The organism is Halomonas heilongjiangensis (assembly GCF_002879645.1).
Taxonomy (GTDB): domain Bacteria; phylum Pseudomonadota; class Gammaproteobacteria; order Pseudomonadales; family Halomonadaceae; genus Halomonas; species Halomonas heilongjiangensis.
In genome coordinates, this window is record NZ_PNRE01000009.1 from 63,728 (window position 1) to 85,781 (window position 22,054).

The 22,054-nt window shown below is 48.2% G+C and carries 27 protein-coding genes; 10 read left to right on the forward strand and 17 right to left on the reverse strand.

Annotation, left to right across the window (positions count from 1 at the left end; all coding sequences use genetic code 11):
• Positions 1-23 precede the first annotated feature (23 nt).
• From C1H66_RS01440 to C1H66_RS01460, 5 genes are read right to left on the reverse strand one after another with little or no spacing between them, the layout of a single operon-like run.
• On the reverse strand, positions 24-548 hold the full coding sequence (locus C1H66_RS01440) for a hypothetical protein (RefSeq protein WP_102626146.1): 525 nt from the start codon (positions 546-548) through the stop codon (positions 24-26).
• A 52-nt stretch (positions 549-600) separates the two neighbouring features.
• Positions 601-981, reverse strand: a complete 381-nt coding sequence (locus C1H66_RS01445; RefSeq protein ID WP_102626147.1) for a hypothetical protein — start codon at positions 979-981, stop codon at positions 601-603.
• Positions 982-1,026: 45 nt separating this feature from the next.
• A complete protein-coding gene (locus C1H66_RS01450; protein ID WP_102626148.1) occupies positions 1,027-1,323 on the reverse strand; it encodes a hypothetical protein in 297 nt (98 codons plus the stop codon).
• A 26-nt stretch (positions 1,324-1,349) separates the two neighbouring features.
• Positions 1,350-2,585: an HAD hydrolase-like protein gene (locus tag C1H66_RS01455; protein WP_102626149.1), complete on the reverse strand. Its 1,236-nt coding sequence runs from the start codon at positions 2,583-2,585 to the stop codon at positions 1,350-1,352.
• Entirely contained in the window at positions 2,578-3,552 is a 975-nt protein-coding gene (locus C1H66_RS01460; RefSeq protein WP_102626150.1) for a DNA-processing protein DprA, read from the reverse strand. Before C1H66_RS01460 ends, C1H66_RS01455 begins: the two co-directional genes overlap by 8 nt.
• Before the next feature lie 471 nt (positions 3,553-4,023).
• On the opposite strand from C1H66_RS01460, the gene C1H66_RS22500 reads away from it, so the two are divergent.
• The 4 genes from C1H66_RS22500 (at position 4,024) to C1H66_RS01480 (ending at position 5,431) form a co-directional block, all read left to right on the forward strand.
• A complete protein-coding gene (locus C1H66_RS22500; protein ID WP_146010667.1) occupies positions 4,024-4,227 on the forward strand; it encodes a hypothetical protein in 204 nt (67 codons plus the stop codon).
• Positions 4,228-4,243: 16 nt separating this feature from the next.
• Positions 4,244-4,483: an AbrB/MazE/SpoVT family DNA-binding domain-containing protein gene (locus C1H66_RS01470; RefSeq protein ID WP_102626152.1), complete on the forward strand. Its 240-nt coding sequence runs from the start codon at positions 4,244-4,246 to the stop codon at positions 4,481-4,483.
• A 434-nt stretch (positions 4,484-4,917) separates the two neighbouring features.
• The gene (locus C1H66_RS22770; protein ID WP_170064068.1) at positions 4,918-5,088 is read left to right on the forward strand and encodes a hypothetical protein; all 171 of its coding nucleotides are present in this window, start codon (positions 4,918-4,920) and stop codon (positions 5,086-5,088) included.
• A 22-nt stretch (positions 5,089-5,110) separates the two neighbouring features.
• Positions 5,111-5,431 (forward strand): hypothetical protein, encoded by a 321-nt coding sequence (locus C1H66_RS01480; protein WP_102626154.1) that lies wholly within the window; start codon positions 5,111-5,113, stop codon positions 5,429-5,431.
• Positions 5,432-5,435: 4 nt separating this feature from the next.
• On the opposite strand, the gene C1H66_RS01485 is transcribed toward C1H66_RS01480, so the two are convergent.
• The 5 genes from C1H66_RS01485 to C1H66_RS22510 form a co-directional block, all read right to left on the reverse strand.
• Entirely contained in the window at positions 5,436-5,975 is a 540-nt protein-coding gene (locus C1H66_RS01485; protein WP_102626155.1) for a hypothetical protein, read from the reverse strand.
• Positions 5,976-6,012: 37 nt separating this feature from the next.
• The gene (locus C1H66_RS01490) at positions 6,013-6,507 is read right to left on the reverse strand and encodes a DUF6957 family protein (protein WP_102626156.1); all 495 of its coding nucleotides are present in this window, start codon (positions 6,505-6,507) and stop codon (positions 6,013-6,015) included.
• Between the two features lie 471 nt (positions 6,508-6,978).
• On the reverse strand, positions 6,979-7,485 hold the full coding sequence (locus tag C1H66_RS01500) for a DUF6957 family protein (RefSeq protein ID WP_102626158.1): 507 nt from the start codon (positions 7,483-7,485) through the stop codon (positions 6,979-6,981).
• A 95-nt stretch (positions 7,486-7,580) separates the two neighbouring features.
• The gene (locus C1H66_RS22505; protein ID WP_146010668.1) at positions 7,581-8,519 is read right to left on the reverse strand and encodes a P-loop NTPase family protein; all 939 of its coding nucleotides are present in this window, start codon (positions 8,517-8,519) and stop codon (positions 7,581-7,583) included.
• Positions 8,520-9,121: 602 nt separating this feature from the next.
• Positions 9,122-9,514 (reverse strand): hypothetical protein, encoded by a 393-nt coding sequence (locus C1H66_RS22510; RefSeq protein WP_146010669.1) that lies wholly within the window; start codon positions 9,512-9,514, stop codon positions 9,122-9,124.
• A 771-nt stretch (positions 9,515-10,285) separates the two neighbouring features.
• Between C1H66_RS22510 and C1H66_RS01510 the strand changes: the two genes are divergently transcribed.
• The gene (locus C1H66_RS01510) at positions 10,286-10,588 is read left to right on the forward strand and encodes a hypothetical protein (protein ID WP_102626159.1); all 303 of its coding nucleotides are present in this window, start codon (positions 10,286-10,288) and stop codon (positions 10,586-10,588) included.
• Here C1H66_RS01510 and C1H66_RS01515 read toward each other — a convergent pair.
• Complete coding sequence (locus tag C1H66_RS01515; RefSeq protein ID WP_102626160.1) at positions 10,566-11,045, reverse strand: RES family NAD+ phosphorylase; 480 nt, start codon at positions 11,043-11,045, stop codon at positions 10,566-10,568. The genes C1H66_RS01510 and C1H66_RS01515 overlap by 23 nt on opposite strands.
• A 221-nt stretch (positions 11,046-11,266) precedes the next feature.
• Positions 11,267-11,728 carry an antitoxin Xre/MbcA/ParS toxin-binding domain-containing protein gene (locus C1H66_RS01520; RefSeq protein ID WP_205738617.1) on the reverse strand — a complete coding sequence of 154 codons (462 nt, stop codon included), beginning with the start codon at positions 11,726-11,728 and terminating at the stop codon, positions 11,267-11,269.
• Positions 11,729-12,785: 1,057 nt separating this feature from the next.
• Here C1H66_RS01520 and C1H66_RS22515 point away from each other — a divergent pair.
• The 4 genes from C1H66_RS22515 to C1H66_RS22525 all read left to right on the forward strand — a co-directional run bounded on the left by C1H66_RS22515 (position 12,786) and on the right by C1H66_RS22525 (position 15,658).
• Positions 12,786-13,184, forward strand: a complete 399-nt coding sequence (locus C1H66_RS22515; RefSeq protein WP_146010670.1) for a hypothetical protein — start codon at positions 12,786-12,788, stop codon at positions 13,182-13,184.
• Between the two features lie 30 nt (positions 13,185-13,214).
• Positions 13,215-13,955, forward strand: a complete 741-nt coding sequence (locus C1H66_RS22520) for a hypothetical protein (RefSeq protein WP_146010671.1) — start codon at positions 13,215-13,217, stop codon at positions 13,953-13,955.
• Complete coding sequence (locus C1H66_RS01525; protein ID WP_102626161.1) at positions 13,948-15,135, forward strand: hypothetical protein; 1,188 nt, start codon at positions 13,948-13,950, stop codon at positions 15,133-15,135. Before C1H66_RS22520 ends, C1H66_RS01525 begins: the two co-directional genes overlap by 8 nt.
• 121 nt (positions 15,136-15,256) lie before the next feature.
• Positions 15,257-15,658, forward strand: a complete 402-nt coding sequence (locus C1H66_RS22525; protein ID WP_146010672.1) for a hypothetical protein — start codon at positions 15,257-15,259, stop codon at positions 15,656-15,658.
• A 46-nt stretch (positions 15,659-15,704) separates the two neighbouring features.
• On the opposite strand, the gene C1H66_RS01530 is transcribed toward C1H66_RS22525, so the two are convergent.
• From C1H66_RS01530 to C1H66_RS01545, 5 genes are all read right to left on the reverse strand, one after another.
• Positions 15,705-16,037, reverse strand: coding sequence for a hypothetical protein (locus tag C1H66_RS01530; protein ID WP_102626162.1), 333 nt, complete (start codon positions 16,035-16,037; stop codon positions 15,705-15,707).
• A gap of 124 nt (positions 16,038-16,161) precedes the next feature.
• Entirely contained in the window at positions 16,162-18,573 is a 2,412-nt protein-coding gene (locus C1H66_RS01535) for a DotA/TraY family protein (protein WP_102626167.1), read from the reverse strand.
• A gap of 274 nt (positions 18,574-18,847) precedes the next feature.
• Entirely contained in the window at positions 18,848-19,255 is a 408-nt protein-coding gene (locus C1H66_RS01540; RefSeq protein WP_102626163.1) for a hypothetical protein, read from the reverse strand.
• A 199-nt stretch (positions 19,256-19,454) separates the two neighbouring features.
• Positions 19,455-19,943 carry a hypothetical protein gene (locus C1H66_RS22530; RefSeq protein WP_146010673.1) on the reverse strand — a complete coding sequence of 163 codons (489 nt, stop codon included), beginning with the start codon at positions 19,941-19,943 and terminating at the stop codon, positions 19,455-19,457.
• Between the two features lie 143 nt (positions 19,944-20,086).
• The gene (locus tag C1H66_RS01545; RefSeq protein ID WP_102626164.1) at positions 20,087-20,788 is read right to left on the reverse strand and encodes a hypothetical protein; all 702 of its coding nucleotides are present in this window, start codon (positions 20,786-20,788) and stop codon (positions 20,087-20,089) included.
• 219 nt (positions 20,789-21,007) lie between these two features.
• On the opposite strand from C1H66_RS01545, the gene C1H66_RS01550 reads away from it, so the two are divergent.
• Positions 21,008-21,376 carry a histone-like nucleoid-structuring protein, MvaT/MvaU family gene (locus tag C1H66_RS01550; RefSeq protein WP_102626165.1) on the forward strand — a complete coding sequence of 123 codons (369 nt, stop codon included), beginning with the start codon at positions 21,008-21,010 and terminating at the stop codon, positions 21,374-21,376.
• Positions 21,377-22,054: the final 678 nt, after the last annotated feature.

The window sequence follows — 22,054 nt, forward strand, 5'->3', positions numbered from 1 at the left end:
AGCATGTGTTTTGTTCTTTATGATTATGTCCCGAGCTGTCCAACGGCATGCTTTTGATATGCACTTTCTATCGCATCCAGTATCCCGGGGCACTCCCTGAGTAAACTATCTCTGTCCGCTCCCATTGGCACTTGGCCCGAGTGATCGACACAACCTCTGATGACGCGGGACAGCATCGGACTGGGTAGGTCATATTCACTATCAACATCATCGTAAATGGCATCGTATAGCAGCAGAGAGCGGGTTTCTTGCCATAGCTTGGCCAGCAGGGCGTCGCCGGTCTCTTCTAACTCTTGAGCCAGCTTGATCACGCGGCCACGCACAGAGTAGGGGATGGATTCGATGAATCCTGGCAGCTCATGGGCAAAGTCGAGGCTAGCTTGTAGCTCAAAGCGCTTCCCATCGCGCAACGCCTTAAGCCGCTCGATCTCTCCTTGCAGGTCGTCCAGCTTGCTGCCCGCTTTGGATAGCGTAATCCCCAGCCCCATGATTTGGTGCTCCAGGGCACCGATCACGGCGTCCAGCTCGGCTTTCTCTTTGTCCGTCATGAATGACTCCTTTGCACGCGGCGGATGTTTTGGGGAAGCCGCCAGGGGTGGCCTACATCTTTTCGATTGAGTGAACGTAGCCGATAACCGGGTAACCCGCCGCCCTGGCCGCCCTTTCGGCATCGAGACGGGCCTCAAGCTCCGAGATCTTGGGTGAGCGGTACTCGAAGATCTCATCCAGCAGGCTCATCTTTTTCTTTCTGACTGCTAAACGGATGACATGGCCAGTCTTGTATGCCTCGGCGCCTGATGCTTCCTTGCTCGGCTTGCAGGGCGCCTTGTCGGGCTGCTGCTGGGGTAGGTCGATCTTTTTTGCAGCAACGCGACGCTTGCCGAACTGCTCCTGGGCACGCTCGACGTTGCGGTTGTGCTGGCCGATGAATTCATCACGGGACGATAGCAGGGCTTCTTCCAGCTCCTGGAGATCGGTCATTCAGCTTCCTCTTTCTGGGTATTGCCGCATGATACCACGCAGGCATTAAGACAGCCCATCCACGACCTCCTCCCACTCTGGCGACGGGGGGCAGTTCTCGGCAAGGGTCTCCAGGTACAGGTGGTTGGCTGACTCGAGGCTCGCTCCCGCTTCGCGGATGCACTTAAGCATAAGATTGGCTGTTAGCTCATTGAATGCACTGGCGATGATTGCGCCCGAAGCGGTTGGTATTTCGTCTAGCTGGTAGGATCCAGCTCGCAGGGCGGCCACGAAATGCTCGACCGCCACGACAGGGCCGTAGGGAGCGTTCAGGTGTGTCACGGCAACGTCTAGCTTGCTCATTGAAAATACCATTTAGCAGTAAGTGATCAAGGTAAGACCGGCCAATCCCAATTTTCATAGCGAGAAAACTGTGTCGTTAGCTCACCTGGAGCAAGGTGATCCACGATATGGCTATGGTAGGGATAGGTTTTTGATACCGGCGCGGTAATAAATGCATTGGGCTGGTAAGGGTCGAACTTACCAATATCGCCAAGTTTTTCAATATCTGAATTTATCGTCTTTAGCCAGGACACGCAAATTGCTTTTGCTCCTGTGGCTTCAATGTACTTCCTTGCAGACTCAAGACTGTATCCGCGAGTGCAAATGTCATCAATAAGCAATATTGTTTTACCACGTGCAAGAGGAGGGTTCTTGTATCTAGTGCCATTAGACTTAAGAGGCGCTTTATTTAGATTAATCGTGTTTAGCTGGTTTAGGTGTCCGATAGCCAGACCAGCATTTCTGGCTGTTTGTGATTTAGTGGATGTCGTATGGCGGATAACAAGATCCTGTAAATAGCTTTTCCTGAAGCATTTCCCAAAAATAGATACCGCCTCATCCATAATCGGGTTTCCAGCTCCTGCGCGATGCCCAGGATAGGTGGCAATATGATTAACTTGGGTATGGAGGCCGCTGAAATAAAGGCTTGATACTAATGCACCTATCCAAAAGTCGGGATGACCCAGCCCATGCTTCGCAGCGGCCCTTGCATCTTCCGAATAAAGTGTATATTCAGGTTTGTAGGTACTGAAAGGTGCCAAGGCATAGAAGTCGAAATCACCATCATGAATTTCATGGCACCACAAGTGACCCCTCAGACAAAACGTGTCGATGTATCTAGCGATATCCTTCGGGGAGTCAAACTCGAAACCATACTCTGTTTTATCTCCCCACCACGTGGCCCTGAGAAAGAGTAGGTTGCCATTGACAGCAGTTTGCATGTCATTATCAGATGCACCGATATAGATGGTTTCCTGACTGTTCCAGCCCATTTTATCTATAACATACTGAGTGGAATTTGCCCTAGGCTTAGGCGGAATGCTTCTATCAGTTTCCCGGCAAAAGTATGGAAAATCACCCCATATTTCTTTTAGCTTCATTTCGAGAGAAGATTTAGAAGACCCTACGGTCCAATATCTATTTGTAAAGACGGCGAATTCAATCCCTTTTAGCTTTAAATAATTAATGAGATTGTTTACTTCTGAAAATATAGCGGCGTCGGCCTTTCCTTTCGGAAGTATCACATCCTCTACGCTTAAGATAACACCCTTTACTTTAGTCATTTTCATCCCCGCTAAAACTCATATCCATTTGCGTTGGCGAATAGATTGAGCAATCTTCCCCATGAATAACATCAAGAAGCCGTGAAGACTCTAATGGCACCTGGAAGGAGCTTGCTGAATATTCTTTCTCTGAAAATGAAATCTCCTCTCTTACGGAGGTTGTGCCAGGCAAGTAAATATTGACCAAGCGCTTTCCGTATTGCGAAGAGAATTTGACGGTGTGGGCTGTCCCGGACTTCACTTTCCATTCGACAGGAATCACAGTTTCAGCCAAACCGGCCTGAAGCCTGTTCCGTCGCACAAAGGTTTCTGCGCTTCCTTTTTGTGAGGGAAGGTACTCTGAAACCACGGTACCTCCTTGCGCAACAATGCTTTTACGGAGATCCAGGGAGCCTTTGGGATAGTCCACGTTGAATCCGTTGCCCAGCACCGCGACAGTAGGAATCCCGTAGCGCAGAGACTCATCATGAACAACGCGATCTATACCTGTCGCAAGCCCACTGACAGTTACCACGCCTTGGTTCGCAAGAAGTGAGAGCAGATATCTCGTGAGAAAGATACCGTCGTCGCTCGGCTTGCGGGTACCCACAATAGCGACAGATGGTGAGAAGAGGCTGGCGATTGAACCTTGCACAAAAAGCCAGCGGGGCGGATCACTGATGGCCTTGAGCTTGTCAGGGAATGCTTCTTGCTCCGGAAACAGCAGCATAATCCCCTGATGGGCCAGGTCACGGGCTGTCGCTTGACCAGTCGACCAAAGCGCCTGCTTGTCTTCCTCCCACTGCTCTTCATCGGGTAGCGACACCTTCAGAAGCTTTTGCATTTCCTGATAAGGAGTGTCCTTCAGGAGATTTTTGAAGCCAATGCCAAGGCCTGCAAGGTGATGCATCGTCCAAAAGCCGACACCCTTGATCGATGCGACAGCGAGAAAACCGACCGTTTCGTTACGCCAATGTTCCTTGTTCATGCATGACACCTGACCAGTTCAGCATAATGAACACTACACGGTATGCGTCTATCGATCAATCATGTTCGGTACCCGCGTAGATCGGACGCAGAGTGCTTATCTCCGAGGTAGCTTTTGAGTATTTCTTTATCGAGTGTAACTGAGAATATTTTTGTATAGACTCACTGCTTCCTCGGGACTGCCTCCCTTGCCCTGAAACTCACCCCTCGCGCGGGATATCCTGCATGTCTGGTGCGTCACCGCCTGAGGCACCACGCCGTCGCCCCACCTGGATCCTCACATACGTCTTCAATACCTCATGGAAGAGGTCTGAGGCATTGTCCAGTCCCGACTCAGACATCTCCAGGGCCTGCCTATACAGCTCATCATCGATGCTCGCAGTGATTTCCATGGCGGCCTCTCGCATCAGTTAGGGCTTTAGCTTGGCTGGTTTGCTATGCTTGTAAGCAGGTGCTGCTCTGGAGATCGGTAATGAAGCCCGAATATCCCACTGAAAATTTTGATGTCGATGACATCTTGGCGTCTCTCGAAGCGGATCGCAAGTCAGGTTCTCTTCCAAATATTGTAACAAAAAGCGCTGTCCGCTACGGGGTTGATCCTGATAATCCTGCGCGCCTAGTGGCTGTAGATGCTAATGGAAAGCATGTCTCTCTTCCGCTTCATGAGCAAGATTAATCCAAGAGGATATATCATGCGAACTGTAACTCTCATCAATACACCAAGGGGGCAGGTAGTGCCCCTGCCTGACGATATGTCGTATAAAGACATCGATGAGCTGGAGATCCATCGAGAAGGCGATGTCATTACCCTGCACCCGGTTACAAAGCAGCGTCGGAATATTGCGAACTCCCTCGCTATGCCGGATACCTCGGACTTCGAGTTTAAACCGCTACAGGTAGACATCAAAACCAAGCCAGATGATTTCACGTGATGACGCCTAAACCTTAATTTCGCTCGTGTCGCCATCCTTCATGCCCTTGGCTTCATGCAGAACACGCTCCGCATGCATAGCCATACCCAGCCAGCCGGTCATCATGTGGAGCTGGTGTTGTAGGTGAAATAGGGTACTGCGACGCTTGGAGAAGCGGCTACGCATGGGATCCAGAGTTAAGAGGCGAGGGCGTTGGTAGTGCTCAGGGATCACCAGGCGCTGTCCGCCAGCATGTATCTCCAGGTCGTCGGCCTCTCGTTTTATCCTAATCATCATGGATTTATAGAGTCTCGATCATCTTAACTAGGTGGTATATACTTCGGTATTATCACTATAGTAGGAGGTCGCAGTGATGACGAGAGAATACGAAGCTTACCTGCGTGACAAAGTGGATGTCGCTCGACGCTCTAAGCGCACTGGGAAAAGCCTCTCCCATGCAGAAGTGGAAGCCCATTTTGCCACACGCCGCGCCCGGATTAAGGGACAGACGTAAGGATGGGGCGCTTATGAATGAGTACATGGAAATGATTTTGGTGGCCTCGCCGCTTCTCGTTATCGCCGCAGCGGTCGCTTTTGCTGCGTATTGGATCACAAGAAAGAAGTGACGAGATCAGAGAGGAGGGTGCGATGATTCAGCTGAGTGAAGCCGAGGTGGTAGCCATTGAGAAATTCAAAAAACGGGTTTCTGAGACCTACCCAACAGCGCAGTACGGAGCACCGCGACGCGGGGCAGGGCACGCACTGGAGCTGGACGTGATGATCAGCGAGACGGGCCTCGTGGGCGCTGATCCGGTCCAGGTGTCAGCGAATGACGTGTATGTGACCGATGGTGTCTATATCGTGACGCACTTGCTGCCAGGCGGCGCGGGCCAGGGCAAGACACCCCTAGAGCGGCTGCGTGGAAGCGTAAAGTCATTTCATCGACCGTTCGATCCAGCTGATGGCTAGCGGTCTACACGCTGATGATGGGCTCTCCGACCACATCCTCATCTTCGGGGTCAACAGATGGCAGGATAGGGCCGAACTCGAAAATCAGCTCGTTCAGAAAGTGCTTTTCGTGATCGCCCATTGAGTCGAGATCGATGTCGTACCAATGCTCTGTGTACCACAGGAACGCCTCATTGCACGTCATTTCCTGGTCGCTGACACCATGGCGAAGGGCGCTTTTGTGGAGCTGCGGGTAGTCAGCCACGTGGGCCGTTCTGGGTGTCCGAGGTCGCGACACGCGCTCGATAGGGCGGCCTGACGTGTAGGGTCGATCAGCGCTGTATGTTTGGAACGTGCGGTATTGTGGCACAAGTGGACCAAACTCATCGATTAAGCCATTGATCAACTCGATTTCATGATCTTCCAGCGAGCGAAGATGGACGTACTCCCATTTTGAGGCCAGGTGCTCGTAAGCTTCTCTTCGCGATATCACTTCGAGACTTGGAAAGCTCCACATAATAAGCCGTAAGGACATATAGTCATCAATACGTATCATCTTCTTCATCTTGGATCACATCGAGCAGGGCGGCTATGCATGAACGCTACTCCTCGCTACCCATAATCCTACCAATATCTCGCTCGATGGCGCGCACGAAATGCAACGGCTGCTTTATCGCGCTCATTTTACAGATCTCTAGCAGCGTCGCGTTCAACTCCTCACCCTCGCCGCTAAGGCAGTAAAGTGAGTTTCTTGTCTGAACCAAGCCTCGCTCGATGTCAAAGTTTTCAATTGGGCTTGTGAAAACGTAGTCCCCGCGCTTGCCACGGTGCTTGTAATCCGATATAAGCATGTCGGAAAACAGGAAGCTGACCGGCTCATCGATATTAATGACATTGACGATCTCCCATTTCTCGACAATCGCTGCCCGCATTCCGATATCAGCTTCGTTGATAGCCCAGTAAGGCTGCGGCTTTATGGTACGGCAAGCGCACAGCTTATTGACGAACGCATTCAGCTCTCCCGATGGTATCTTGTCACGGTATTGCTCTCTCAGGTGAGCGGCCTGCCTTTGCCTTTCGCTTTGGTCTAGCACCATCTCACTCCTCCTTGGGTATGCATATAAACTAGACAGATGGCAAGAGATAGGCAATACTTATTATGCCATGTTTAGTAAGAAATACAGTATAGAAGCAGGAGGCATTATTATATTAAGCGCTGCCTGAATCTTGGTGACCGTGGCGCATCCTTTTCTTTGTCTGTACCCCAGCTTTTCAGCCAATCATGGACCTCACTGGCGTCAACAACTTCCCCCTGGGTAGCCGACTCAATGGCGTCTAGGGTCTGCTGCCAGCGTTCCTGGTCACGCTCCCGCTTTTCGATGTCCTCAGCTCTGTTTTTCATGACTGTTCTCGCCTCTACGCGGGATATCCTTCATAGCACGCCAGGAGCGCCACCAGGTGGATCCAAGTATAGCCGAGGCGGCGCCAAGGGGCATTGCGCAGCTCCTGAGCGGCGTCCAGGCGAAGTCTTTGGCTTTCATGGTTGAGAAGCAGGGTGAACGGGGTTCTCAGTCATCTTTATCAGGCCCGGTAATTGCGGAATTCGGGCCCAAATCCCTCTCAACAGCGCGCAGCATATGTAAGGATTGTCCCAGCGTGCGCATGTTATATGCTTCTCTCAGCGTGGCATTGACTTCCTCCCCATCGCCAGACAGGCAGTAAAGTGAGTTTCCCGTCTGGACCAAGCCTGTTTCTTCATCGAAATGAATGATGAGACTAGTAAATACATAGTCGCCGCGTGCAAATCGGCACTTATAATCCGAAACCACTTCGTCGCTAAACAAAAATTTCATCGGGGTATCGGCGTCGATTACGTTGACGATCTCCCATGCGCGCACAACTGAAGCCTTTTTGTCGCTCTCACTCTCAACTTCCCATGTTTCTCTGGCTCGGATGACGCGAACCTGGCAAAGCTGCTGAATGAATTGCTCCAGATCCTCAGCGGGGTACTTGTCCCGATAACGCTCGCGGAGGGCATCTTCTTCTTTTTTTCTGTCTTCTTGGGTTAGTATCACTGGCTTTCTCCTGTCATCGTCTCAATTACTATAAAGCATCTTGTAAGGGACTCTAGTCTCACTGCCCATCAGTAGAGGAGGTTGGCCTCTCAATATTATTCCATATGATCTAAAAGTTGTTTCATGTCCATGTCTCTTATAGATTCAGCTGCTTCATCAGGTTGCATGATTGATCCGCCAAGAAGGTTTATTATATATTCTAGTAGTTTTTCATAATGAAATTTCTGCTCAGGGTTTCGCCATATTGCGGATCTATCGATGGGGATATGCGATCCGCCTAACGGGCTGCACGGGATGAAAAATGGCAAGAACAATTCACTAGTAACATCTATCCCCGCCTCAAGACATGTATTAGCAAAGTCGGTGTTCATTAGCTCAGGAATGTGGAGTAAGCGAATAATGGATTCAATCCCGTCCAGCCCCAGCGTTCGTCTCGCTCCTGCTGCGTGGTAGCGCCGTCCATAATCCCCTGGAATCAATAGAATGTCTGGTCTTAACTTGCAGTTCTCTTTTGTACGAGATTCTATTAGAGCACTGTGAGTCTGCTCTAAGGGGATGTCCACAATATTTATTTGTCTCGCATTCGACAGGTTTTCCATGCCCCATTGACTCAGTGGCAAACTTTTTACACCGACTCTGCTTAGACTGTCTCTAATGGCATGATATTCTGCGCACTCTTCACTACTGTAATGGGTCGTATAAATTCCAAAATCTATCTGGGATACAACTGCCAGGTTTATGGCAACAGTTGTTTTCCCAGTCCCCCCTTTCATGTTTGCAACACAAATGGTGATGGATTGTTTTGATGGCCAGGTTATAATTGATTTGGTTGATGCTAGCGCTTGAAATCTCAACAGCTCTGCTAGCCAGGCCAAGGCTGCGGGCTCGACAGAGCTAGCCCCATTCACCCACCGACGGACAGTGTCTTGCGAAGTTATACTATCTATGTAATCTGAGTTTAGCCTAAGGGCCAAATCCTGAGTACACAAATCTAGAACGCTCATGGCTCGCTGCAACAAGATTGCATTGTTCATGATATGGAACATCTCCTATAGCTCATTCCTGTAGTATTCAAATATCACTGTGTACACTGCTCCTATTTTGGATTTCTACGGTAGTTCTTGTGGGCCATGATGTATGCTCGTTTAGTTTTATGCATCCACATATTTGCATAATGTACCGTTTAAAAAAGGGATGAAATTTATCTTGGTTGCATAAATGTTCAACGTCTAGTAAGTTTATCAAGGGAGAGTCGTTACTTCTTTGCATTATTATTTTAAAAATAAATGTGGCTGGTAAGTCTATGTAAGTGTATTGCTCTGTGTGACCAGGTGGATTGCACAAATCATCTTTTAAGGTTATGGAAGTCTGATAAGCATACCACCAAGAGCTATATTATTAACGAGTAGTCAATCACCGGAATTCGACACTTACTCCTCAGATGCATGCTTCTATCCAGCGATATATACTATCATCACTGGTCAGCGATTGTGTTTTTAAAGGGGAGGGCTACAATTTTAGGCTAAATCAAGAGAGCCCATTTGCTCAAGCGGATGGGTCCTGTCCATTAATGGACATTCAATAAGCCTTTCCGGGTCGAACAAAACAAAGACTAGAACGGTATTGATCTTCCAGCCTAGTCACCCATTGAAGGGAGTTCAAAGTAGACAACCTTACTAACTCTTGCCGTCGGAGCTTCGGCAGCATCACACCTCAGAGGACTTGGGCAACGGGGTCGAGTAGGCAAAGACACAACATTATCACGTAAAGGAGGGGCAGAAATGCGAGCCTTTCTGGAAAAAACGCGCTCTGCGTTCTCTAGAATTGCCTCTGCACGACCATGCCATTCGGCCCCAGCATCACTAGAAGTTTTATCAATAAGCGAGAGAGCATCTTCCATCAAACGTGTACTGACATCAGAAAGTACAGCAAGCGATATAAGGGTTTCTTGCAATTCACCTGCACTATCGCATATCAGTGCGTAAAGTGATTCATTAGAAAGCGAATCAATAATATTCATCCCCTTCACAGAATTTTCTCCCTTCTTTTTGTGCAACCATATTAAGGACTCTATTTGAGTTATATTATAATTCGTGCAGAACTGGGAGTCAAGAAAATGTTAACGTGATAACACGTTAACGTGATATCGTATAAAATACTTTAATAATCAACAATATACCTCAGAGTCCTCTACCCCCTTAGCCACCTCCCGGCAGGAAATTCATCAAAAAACCGAGCAGCTCCACCACCACGTGCGCATGGAATCGAGCTTTGCAGACAAGGGTTCCACCGCCCCACACGCCTAGTCCTAGTTCCGCCCGTACACACTCAGCCATCAACTGGTGCTGTCCACTCAGCCAGGCGCAGTCATCTTAGATCTCCACCGACTACGCGCCTAGCTCCCAATCAGGGTTTTCGAATTCCACCCGCACTCACCCCAAGTGCTCCACGGCTTTCTCCCATTCGAGAGATCTCGGGACATAGTCCTTGAGCGTTTCTTTGTACAGGTTGTTTACAGAGAAAATATCGGCCCCTGCCTCGATCATGCACCGCATCATCAAATTAGGGCTTATCTCGATAAACGCGTAAGCGATTATCGCAGCTGACCGAGGTGACACAGCATCTATTTCCTATGATCCAGCTCGCAATGCTGAAGCGAACTCCCCGACAGTCACTAATTCCCCCACGGGAGTGTTCAAATGACCAACAGCTAAATCCAGGCTGCTCATGCTAGAGTTTCCCGATATCGAGTTCGGTTCATATGATATCCTGTACGCCACCAACCATAAAAAGGGCATACATGGACATTACGGTCACCCGCCTCGATGCAGCAACGCCAGACGGCACTTACTTCCGTGTCACCATCACCACGGCCAGCATCACCACGGCCACGGTATACTGCCTCCACCCACCGTACTGCGGCGAAGCGCAGATCATCGATGACCTGCTGTACGAAAACTTTGAGGAGGTCACGAGGGCTTTCCGGGCAGCCTATAGCCACGCCCTGGACCAAGTGCCCCTGGAGGCCCGGCCCAAGCTCCTCGGCATGTTCTTCCAGGCCACTGCGGGATCAATTGCACTCATCCCTTCCCCAGCCCCTTGAACAGCCGCGTGTTGTAGATCTGGTCATTCGTGTCAACTAGGGTGATTGTCGAGATATCGGGGTGCAGCGGGTTAACGACAGCGATCTGATCGAGGCCGGCAGCGGCGCAGCTGGGTACCAGGAGGATGAGGTTCTGGTTCCGGGCGAGGAAGGCGGAACCTAGCTGTTGAGTGCATTTAGGGTACGGGAACTGGTCCCAGTCGTCGGGCAGGTCTGTGAGTTCCACGGTTTCAATCGCAGTGCTGGCCACGTCGAAAGTGCCGAGCACGTAGCCCTTAGGCACCAATTTTGGGGAGGGTATGTAGTTCCCCATTTCTAGCATGGCCACGGCGGCGCTGGTACCGAAGTACAGCGCCGGCTGGCCAGACAGGTTCCAGCGGGCGCCATTTTTGTAGCTGCCACCCCTTCCGGCGAGGTCGTTGATATAGCGGTCAGGTCCAATTCGAAATAGCTGCATGCGGTTCTCCTTCTTGTTTTTAGGTTCCTGACCTTATTTATAAGAATCGTGAATGATCGCTGGAGGTACTCTGTCCATTAATGGACAGACGACACAAGGAACCCGATGGAGTCACGGGGAAGAATGAGGCTGGGCCAGCGGCCATGGTCACGTCCTGTTCAGAAGGAGAAGCCGTCTGGGATATCAGGCGCCGAGTGACGTAGTTCCAGCCCACAGAACCATCACGAGAACTCGCCAAACTCAATTTTTCCGAGAACCTGGCGCACCAAGTCACGGCCCTGGGAGGTATCAACCAGGTCGACAGGGCGGGAACCGGACAGCGCCGGTATCTCGCAGTGCAGCCATTGCCGCGCCACACGCGGATCACCGAACAGCTTGGAGGCTTGGTAGTACAGCCGTAGGGTGTCGAGAACCTCCTCGCTCTGCACCCGGCTCAGGGCTTTCCGCTTGTAAAAGCGGTGCAGGTTTCCGGATTTGGTCTCCAGTAGGATCACGAACAGCTCGCGGTCGTTGAGAGCCTTGATTGCCTGCTTCACGATCTGTCCGGAGATCCCCTGGCGCACTTGCTTGATGAACGCCACCTCGTCGGTGAAGACATCTTCAGGAAGGCTCAGATCAGCCATTAGATCAGCCATTACGCCGTTACCTTTGGTCCCGGCATCGTCATGCTCGATCACATCCATACCTACCTCCATACACCCTCAAAGCCTCGGGGTGCTTCACAGTACCAGTATACGTCAAAATGACGCTATCACCACTTCATAATGGCACTACCGGGAGCCAGGAAGGAGGGACCACTTGAGGCGACTACAGGAGAGCTACGCCGCCTATGGTGCAATGGCAATGATGATGAGGAGTCGTTGAGGGTGGCTACTTCTGATCGAGGCACGAGAGCATGCAACCAGGCCACCGGAAGCCCGACCAGGCGTGCTGCTGATCCACGAGCGGAAGCCTGGAGTTTAAGTGAGATGTGCGGCGACCTGCTGAGTCAGAGCCGTGAGCACCACGAACTCGGGCGGACGCCGACTGGAATTCGGGCAACACAACCCAGCCAGGCGAAGCTAAGCGATTGATCTACATACGTCAGAACTTTGGTCTTGTAGGTCCGTGGTGCCTTATCTCGACAACCGGGTTGAAACGGTGAGTGACCATGCCGAGCTGCTCAACAGGGAGCGCTGTCCCGGTCACCAAAATGGTCCGAGCCACCCTAGAATCAGAGCATCATCAAAATAAATTTGCCGCCGCTACACTGTCGGCGGTGAGGCGCTCCAGCTTAGGCGTAGCCTTGAGCGACATGATCCGATAGGACCTCAGACCCAAGTCTTAAGCTTTGAGGTCATAGACGAATTGAGGTTATCAAAGGCCGGCGAGTGCCTGGCGAGGGATACCAGCGACGACAGGAGCGCTGTACAAAGAGCACAGCGAATGGGTAGCTAGTCCGATGATCGACAAGGAAAAGAATCTCTGGCGGGTTGCGGGGGTGGAGGTCTAAGAGCGACGCGCAAGTGTACCAGAGGAGATCTGACCGGAAGCTAGATTAGGGCAAGGAAGAAGGATCGTGGAACTCGGTTTTTTTTGATGATTGCCCTGCCGGGAACGGACCAAGTAGGGGTGGTTCCAGACATATTGTATAGATTGGTTGAACTATTCAGCGTCCTCAAGTAAGCGAGATACCAAGTTAACGAATTGTTGACTCTCGAAACCGTACGATTTATTATACTACCAAATAGAGACATCCTTATGTTTATTCATAAAGAAGGGAAAAAATCTTTTGAAGGCGATATGGAATTTAGGCATCTGAGTGGTGTCAGTTCCAACATTTTAGATCTTAAGGAAGCAATCGATTCTGAAGCAGTCAGGAACCATAGTTCCAACATAAAACGATATAAAGGCTGGATTTTGTTCTGGGCATCTGGGGTATTCTCATTCAACCTAATGCTATATCCAGGTTATGGAAGCCACCTTCCAGGTTTTATCTCTCAGGCTTTGTTTTGGGTCGGAAATGCATTGCTTGGCATGCTGCTGTTTGACGCTGCAAACAAGTACTCCATGTCTAAGCAGGGCATTGGGTATCAAAGAGGCATTAGAAAAGCATTAATCAACATTCGCTATCTGATTAAGAAGAAAAAACAACTATAAAACGGATAGATGATAAGCGAGAGGGAAAATATGAATAAGACAAGAAAGAATGATTCTAGACAAGAGTCAGGATTAGAAAGGACAAAACGATATGCGTTAACATTTTCTGAGATAATAGGTGAGACTGAACCTGACGGAAAGGAGGGTGAGAAAAAGGGGGTATTAAGGCGGGGTCTTGGTTTTATAGTTGGTATTAATGCATATCGAAACCTGTTTAGAAGAAACAAAAAATTATTCAACCGCCAGGTTGGACCTACCCTTGATTCCTTTAAAGGCTCAGTAGATGATTTGAGCGAAGCAAAGGGAAGGTATTTTCTCAAAGACAAAAAGTTAACCATATGGGATAGGTTTTTGAACGGAGAGCTAGATAAAGAAATGATACTGGCTTCAGGGTATCATTCGATAAAGAATAGCCAAATTTACTTTTACGCATTGATTTGTGGGTTGGGAATGATGGCTATCCATCATTTTATTGGTGGTGGCATGTCAGGGACGGCCAAATTCAATTACAGCATTGTTCTGCTTTCTGTTTTTTGCCTCTGGGGTTTTCAGCAGCAGGCGTATGTTCAAATCACCAGAAATCAGAATATGACTGTTATTGGCCTGTTGCTTAGGGCCTTGTTTAAGATGGATCTTGGGCTTGTAAGGCCAGACCCTAATCTTGTGATAGTCGCGGCGGAGGGCTACGACCGTCGTAAACGTCAGATCTTGAAGGAACGCAAAATCCGAAATAAAAAAAAGAACCTTCTGAAGGAGGCTGGTCATGAGTAATCTTAACCGTATCTTCCTCTACGTCTCGGGCCTAGGCTTGGTGATTCTTGGGACTCTCTGTACCGCGTTTTGGCTACATACTCAGGCGCCAGATCTTTTCCCATTTATGGATATCGGCGCATGGCTAGCCGGTGCTCTCTTGGAACTCGGTAAGGTAGTACTGATGATGGCTGGTTTGGAGCTGATTCGGATCGGTCGTCGCTGGTTCGCTAGTGGTGTGCTTTTGGTATGCCTGGTTCTCTCTGGGATCTCTATGTTCACCACTTACCAGTTCCTGTCGATTGGGGCCATAGGCGAGAAGGGGGAAGTTGCCACCATGGAGGCCACCAGCCGTTCCATCGAGCGATCCATTGAGGGTATCGACCAGCAGATAACAAGCCTTGATTCCGCCATCGATCAGAAAAATGCCACCGCCGAGCGGTACCGCGAGATTACATACCTAGAGAAATCAGTCGGAGTTCTAGACGGGAACGCCAAGTATCTAGCCGCCAGGGGTGAGCTGATCGCGGAGCGAAATGACCTCCTTCAGCGCCTCGGACAGGCTCAGTCGAAAGCCACTGAGCTAAAAGAAACGGAAGTGATCGCCTTCACCACAATTTCTGTACTGATCGATGTCGTGGGAATGCTTTGCCTTGCCCTGGCGGGTGGAAGACCCTCTCCTACTACAGCACCGCCATTTGATGCTTCCAGACAGCGCATTAGCCGTATCAGTGGGGAGGAACCAACGGAACCTTTCGTGGGAACTCAGGGATCTGCCTGCTTAACAGGCAATGGTTCTCTGAAACCGACTCCGCATGAGCCAATCATTCCTCAGGAGGAACAGGGAACTGAAGCCTCGGTTGAGGCAGTAGAGGAAAGCGGTATTGAGCCCGACCAGTTGAAGGCAGCCCCGTCGGGTGAGAACCACGTCCACAGGGTCCAGGACTCATCTGATTACGCTATTCTTAGCGTTAATCGACCTGAGCAAGATACCAAGAAAAGACCTGCCATCGAGGAAGAGCTGATCGAGCGAGCCCTAGAAGCACTTCGGGAGGGCGTGGAGCCTAAGAAGGCCTCTATACGTAAAGCGCTACGCATCGCCGATGCTCGTGCCCTCATAGTGCTCAAGGAGCTGGAGAGGCTGGGACATTTGGTCAGAACAGGAAAGGGGTGGGCAGTGCCTGGGTACAAAGCTGCATGAGACAGTCAAGGAGAGATGAGGTTGCATTAGCGATCAATGATACTGTGATAACGAGGTACCCGGATATCGCGGCTACGTGTTATCATGGTCACAGCATGATATATATTATTAGGAGAAACGGATGAGCAGAAACAAAGAAGTTGAACGTGAACCCAACGCCAAAGTGGCAACGCAAAGTGTTGTTCAAACCAGAAGTCATCAACGCGGGATGAGGATTGATGATAACTGCTTGAACTTTCTTGAGAATAGTGCCGACATTCAGACACTGCGGGACACTACAAAGTACAATAAACAAAAAGAAGTGGGTGTTCGTGGCAAAAGGCCTAAAGCATCGACGGTAAGCAGCGAGGCTTATAAAAGCATCGAGGCGTTAAGGCTAGTCGCTGATCATTTTGGGTTGGATACTGTCGAAGAATCTCACCAAAAAATACTTCAAATGATAGAAGTACTCGACAGGCTATATCTCATGAAAGATAAGCATGGCACAGATAAGGTAATTTCTGAGCTAAAGGATCTCCTGTGAGCTTTCACGGGGGAGGTTAAACGCATGAAGGTCTTAATGGAATCTATTAATGGCCATCGGGGTGAAGCCCGAAGATATCAGCAACCCAATCATTAATCATAAGCCCAAGCATGCCCGAACCCAGGAAAAATGCGATGATTGCTATGCCGTAGTAGAGATCTCCATAGCGAAGCCCAGAGTCGGTTATAACACTCTCTAGACCAAAAGAGATCCAACCCCACTCGTTCATATAGGGGACGAGGATAGAGTAAGCACAGGTGAAGGTGACCAAGGTCGCGATGATAGTGCGGATTCTCAGAAAGCCAAGGATTCTAAACTGGCCAGACTTGTTGAAAAACAGTGATCTGATAAAACCATTTTTTTTATTGATACTTTCCATAAGTTGCTCCTTATAGGTGTCCTATAAATCCATTATGGCATGTTGTCAAGTAATGTCAAGCTGATTACTTTGGGATAGACTCAACCGCCTCACCTCTGAGACGGTTGTTATAGAGATATGGTAATTAACCATTGTGTTGTACGTCAGATACCCCCACCTGGACGTTGTTCTGGGCGTTTCTCTGAATTCCCTTAGCCATACTCTTGTTGGCATTGTTTCCCATGATTGTTCCTATGTTTTGAATAAAAGACTTAGACGCTCCTCCCATTTCTTGGACAATGCCATTTATCTTTTCAGACTCGGAGGCAAGAGCATGAATAGTGCCTAACATCTCAAGAATTTTGTCGCCAATAAACACCAAGGAATTTGCGAGCCATAGATTCATTCTATGCCACAAAGCAAACCACATCGTGAACATGACAACAGTAGCAAGTATATTGGAAACTCCAGATGTTATCTGAGACACCAGGTACATGTTGAATCCAAGGAAAGCAAATGCATATGGAAGCACTGTAAAGTATGCAGCGACACCCAGAACAATGGTTGATGGTTGAACAAATAGTGTTGCGGCCATCATGAGCATTCTTTCATTGCGTTGCCCTAAAACCCCTTCACCTTCTTTGACAACCATTCTTGCGGTTGCTATAGGAACCGCTCCAAGACCAGCAATACAGTTAGTCAGATATGCCATTAACGCAAACATAACTGTTATAATAATTGATGATGGTATTACAACAATCATTGCAGGAGATAGGCTGAATAAGTAAGCCATAGCGATCCAAGTAACACTAATGACGGGTCTTATAGCTCCAGATATTGCTGCACCACCGACTAATCCGGCAAGGCTAGAGCCAATACCTTCCGCTAAGGCACTGCCTGCCATTATAAGACCAAAAAGTATAAGGCCAGCACTAAAGAATGTAGCGCCAACATTTTGAGTGGTTTGTATAGGATCTTTTAAGGTTGTAAAATCGAATCCTGTATTTCCATTGCTTCCGAAGCTTACAGTATCGATAGCGTTAAGAATTGTTGTGTTGAAAGTATATGCAAATGCTTTCTTAATTCCTTGTCCATCACACTGTCCGGCTTCGCAAGAAGGATCACTTATTAAATCTTCAACCAAGCTTTCTGTGCCGCTAACATTTGGAAGATCTCCAAACTTGGCTCTTTCCATAGCAGCAGCATGAATCTTTCCAGCCATCATCCTATGATCATTAAGACCATCATAGAAATCACAAACCTTTTCTGTTTTCCAGAAAGACTGGAAGATGCTATGGTCATTACTAGTCTCTTTTACAGTGCAGGGCATTTCTGCATTTGAAATGGTTGGAAGAGTGCGATTCATTAACATGTTCGCGTTAGTGGTCAAGCTTTTTGCTCTAAAGAATGTAAGAACTATATTTGACACACCAGCATTGCCAGAAAAGTTCTCCATATATGCTTTGGTAGCATCGTTAGAAGAAACACTAACCTTGTACATTTTCTGCTCTATATCTCCAGCAAAGTCACCAATATTCCTTATGTATGCTTCTACACCTAAGTTGAACTTGCTATTGATAGATGACTCATTTGACACCAACGTTTCTGTAATGAAGTTGTTTACAGAACCTACATTATACTCTCCACCTTGATCATAGAACTTCTTTGCAAGATTGCTAAGTTTATCTATTTGCTGTATGTATGCCGATCGAGTCTCAGCATAAGCCATTGCTAGACTATCTCTTTGATAATCACTGTCACCTGGATCATAGTTCTCATCTTTCGTAAAGTCTATATATCCACAGACTTGCTTGCTTGTTCCGGTGACTCCAAAACCTATTAATCTTGCGTTATTAGCTTTCTCAAAGCTTTCTCCGGCCATTATTATGCCGCTAGATCCATCCTCATTTATATAGCTGGCAAATGGACGACTAGGATCCCTTACCACCATTGCTCCTGAGCATAGCATGTTCTTTAATATATCTGCATTATGCAAGACAATTTTTGGCGGTATTCTTATCTCCGTAACCAATGGAACTCCATCACTAATCCCTTTAACGGTAGCTTTTGTAAGGAACTCAGAACTTCCCACCCCCCATCCAATAACTTTTAGAACTATCATTTGAGAGTTGGAATAATTATTGAGTTGTGGCACTGGGAGAAGTAAGGCAAATGCTATTGCAAGACGTAGTGGGACAGATTGATTCTTCTTTACTGATGCGTTAGCTGCCGCATCGATCGCTGCTACAAAAGATGCCCACATGATCATTAATAACACAAATATCAGCGCGATTATATTAATGTACCCTAAAACATATTGGAGAATATTTATGTTCCCACTACCCCCCATCTCAAAGCAAGGGTCGCCAATTATCTTATAAAGCAGTGTGAAGAACATATCATTGGTAGTGCAGCTTCCTTCCAATGTTTCCCTGATCCACCCTGATATAAAATTATCCGAGGTGTCATATATTCCTGAGGCTTGCGACCACGCAGTTGCAGGTACTAAATAAAACAGGGAAAGCATGCACCATATTAATGTTTTTCTTATTTTCATTTTTTATGGCCATTTGTCATATTTACATTATACCTTTAATCATTTGCTCATGCATCTGGGAATTCCTTGCGGCTTCTTTCGCCTAGCCAAAAAACTGTCATATGAACCCCCGGGAATGGCCTTCGTAAGTAAGAGCAGGCAGGTAAGGGGGATATACCTTGTTATGTAGGTATGGATGAGAAGTACATCAGCAAAGCGGAAGTGGGAATGTTGCACGCAAAAAGAACGGCCAAATACCGTGGCCGGAAGAGAGGGATGCCTCCACTATTGCTCGTTACATTACGCTTGCTTTAGGTGAAAATAATGTTGTCATGTGAAAGATCGATTCATCGACATGATCCATGATGCGAATTTTCCATGCTTCGGGATCGCTCAATACCCCTAACTCCGCAAGGTCTCTGATGGTAACCCACCACCAGCCAGCGAGCAGGGGATCTTCATAGTCATTTCTGAATTCTGTGAATTCAAAGCGTGACGTGGCCAGGAGCATGCGCCTTGCGTCCGTGACGATAGAGTTTCCGTTGCCATCGAATAGTGATGGGCTCTCATGGGCTACGTAGAGATCAAAGAAGCCTCGTTTCTCATCTATGTCCACAAGGGTGACGTTGCACAGTACAATGATCCCGCTTTCAAGTGGCATGCGGTACTGTATTCGGTTGGGTGACTGCATTATCATTTTCATCAAACTTCTCCTTTTCTTGTCCTTGTGTCTTGGAGAGGAAGGTGCCATTGTAGCGTTTGTTGTTTTTGTTGAGATGGCCAGGCGGCCCCGTTCCTGACCTATCTTTAAACATTTCGCGCCAATCACGAATAAGAATATACGATTTGTCTTATTCTGTATTCCCCGTAATGTCCGCCTTGTGGCTTATTCCAGTAAGGAATCAACTCGTCATCCGTATCAAATCGGCTGCTTTCTCTGTTTCCTTTTCTATCCGCTCGATTTCATTATAGAGGGCTTCACCTTTTGGTCTTTCATTTAAGATGAAAGAGACTGTCAGATGGCCTTCTAATAAAGAAAGGTTAATATAGATATCATTGATCCCATATCGCTTGTCTATGGTTTCCTTTACCTGGGATTCAAGCTGATGAACAATATTGCTTACTTTCCCATCATCAAGTTTGATATTCGCTTTGGCGGCTTCAATTTTGATATCGTTCTTATTTTTATGATCTGACTCCCAGTGAGTTTCAACACCAACAGAATCTCCTTGGTCGACAACACCGTATTGGTAGATCAAGTTTTCGACATTCACCACTTTTTCACCCACGGCAAACTTTGCTGTGTAATTTCCGAAGCCACTTACCCAGCCAAGCTCAATATTATTGATATTGGTTATGTTCTGAGCTTCTGCTTTGATTATTCTGCTCAAATTTTATTCTCTCATATCCTAACTACTATATTATCAGATAATGACGTAAAGTCACGAAAATAAATATCCTTTTTATATTAACAGCAACCTATAAAACCCCGAGCAAATGCCGGCTAAAGGACTACTACACAGACAAAATCATTTCATGGAGACATGCTCAATTCTTCGTCTTTGTTGATCTCCTGCTCCAGAGAAGGTCCATTGCTGTCCTGGATCTGCCTGGGTGTCTCTCCCTCGATGAGGCGACGCATTAAGTTCCGGCCATCCTTCGTGCGATGATCGGCACCGACTTGGTCAAAGCCGAACTCTCTAGGTACCGCCTCATTCAGGGCGTGCTCGATCTTCTTTAGTAACTTGTCGACCGACTTGGTTCGTCCAGAGCCCTGGAGGCCTCGCAGTTGAGCCATTGTGGGATCATGCTCGTCTAAAAGCATTTTTGCTCCCCATTTTCCGTTACCTAGGTCGCCGTAAGTAAAGTTCATCCTCCCGAGATTCATGGTATTGCCACCAATCGTGACGGTGATCAGTGCCGACATACAGTCGCCACTCCACAAAAAGTCATTTTCGTCCTCCAAGAATCCCTTCTGTGGCTCATGACTGCGTTGAATGTCCTCAATGCTAATCTCAGCGCTGGGAAGAGGGTCCACCTCAGCCTTGACACCTATATGCTCCATATTACGAGCTTTTTCTACCAAGGCCTCTCGTATGAGACGGGATTCCTCCTCTAGGGAGGCCTCCTTAGCCTTCTTTTTTTGAATGGCCATCTCCTCCTCAGCAGCTTGCTCGACTATATTCATCGAATTGGTCTCTTTGTCAGGGCTGGTATTTCTTTGATTGTTCTTCATTTTTTCTCCTTTAGTTTATCTCAAATCTTTGTTATTAACATTTGCTAAAAAATGTGCAAGGCGCCTATCTAACATACCGAGTAATTGCGCCCTATTTTTGGCTTAATGATGCTGTGATCATAGCCTGATTTTGTTCTATTTTATGCATGGGTGTATTGAAGTTCACTCATCTTCTTATTATAATATATCCTGTTTGTTCATTCAATTATAGAGGTGGTTATGTCAGAAAGACTAAAGCAATACTATAAAGCCAATTTAGAGATCCTAGAAGCCCAACGCAGGCTGGCTGAGTTGGAACAGGACAGCGAGATAAAAAGGGAGCTTGAATTTGAATTGCGACTGGTGTCTATTGTCGAACGCTATCGAAAAAGTTATGACGATGCTATCTCTATACTAGAGATGAGAAGGCGTGGGTTTGCGAATGTTGTTGATGCGATCAGAGATGAGGAAAAGGTCAAAACCTATGTCAACCCATTCACTAATGAGACGGTTAGGGCGAAGCGAAAGACAAAATTTCCCATTAAACAGTGGGTGGAGGAGTACGGGCACGACGTCGTGGATAGCTGGGTCGTGGACGAGGCGTGCTGAGATTGGCGCTCGATGTGCACCTGTCGTCGTCGGATTGCTACACCTCCATGGTACCGCAGGTAATGTCTGAGTGTTCTTAACCCATCAGAGTAGCCGCTAGCCCGCTCAGCGCTCATCATGCATAAGTAGAGACACCATTACACTCAAGAGGGTCACGTCATTTGGTGAGTACCTGTTGCGCTAGCCTTGTCCATTAATGGACAAGGTATATGTGACCGAACGCAACCGGGCTGCTGATCGGACGCTCGCTTGATGAGCCAACCTCCAAAAGTGAACACCTGGGCTGATGACGGGAGCTGGCATTGTCCATTAATGGACAAGGTAAGCGTGACCGAACGCGAACGAGCTGTTGAGCGAACGTGCCCTCGATGGGCCAACCTCCGAAGGTGGGTACCTGGGCTGGTGACGGCAGCAGGCTTTGTCCATTAATGGACAAGGTGGACGTGACCGAACGCGACCGGGCTGCTGAGCGAACGTGCCCTCGATGGGCCAACCTTCGAAGGTGGGCATCTGGGCTGGTGACGGCAGCAGGCTTTGTCCATTAATGGACAAAGCAGTTTTTCTGGAAGGGAGCGAGCTGCTGTGCGAGTGTTCCACGAAGGAGTCACTGCCGATGGCGGTTCCGATACCTGGTCATACTCTGTCCATTAATGGACAAGGCTGATGTTCTGGAAGGGG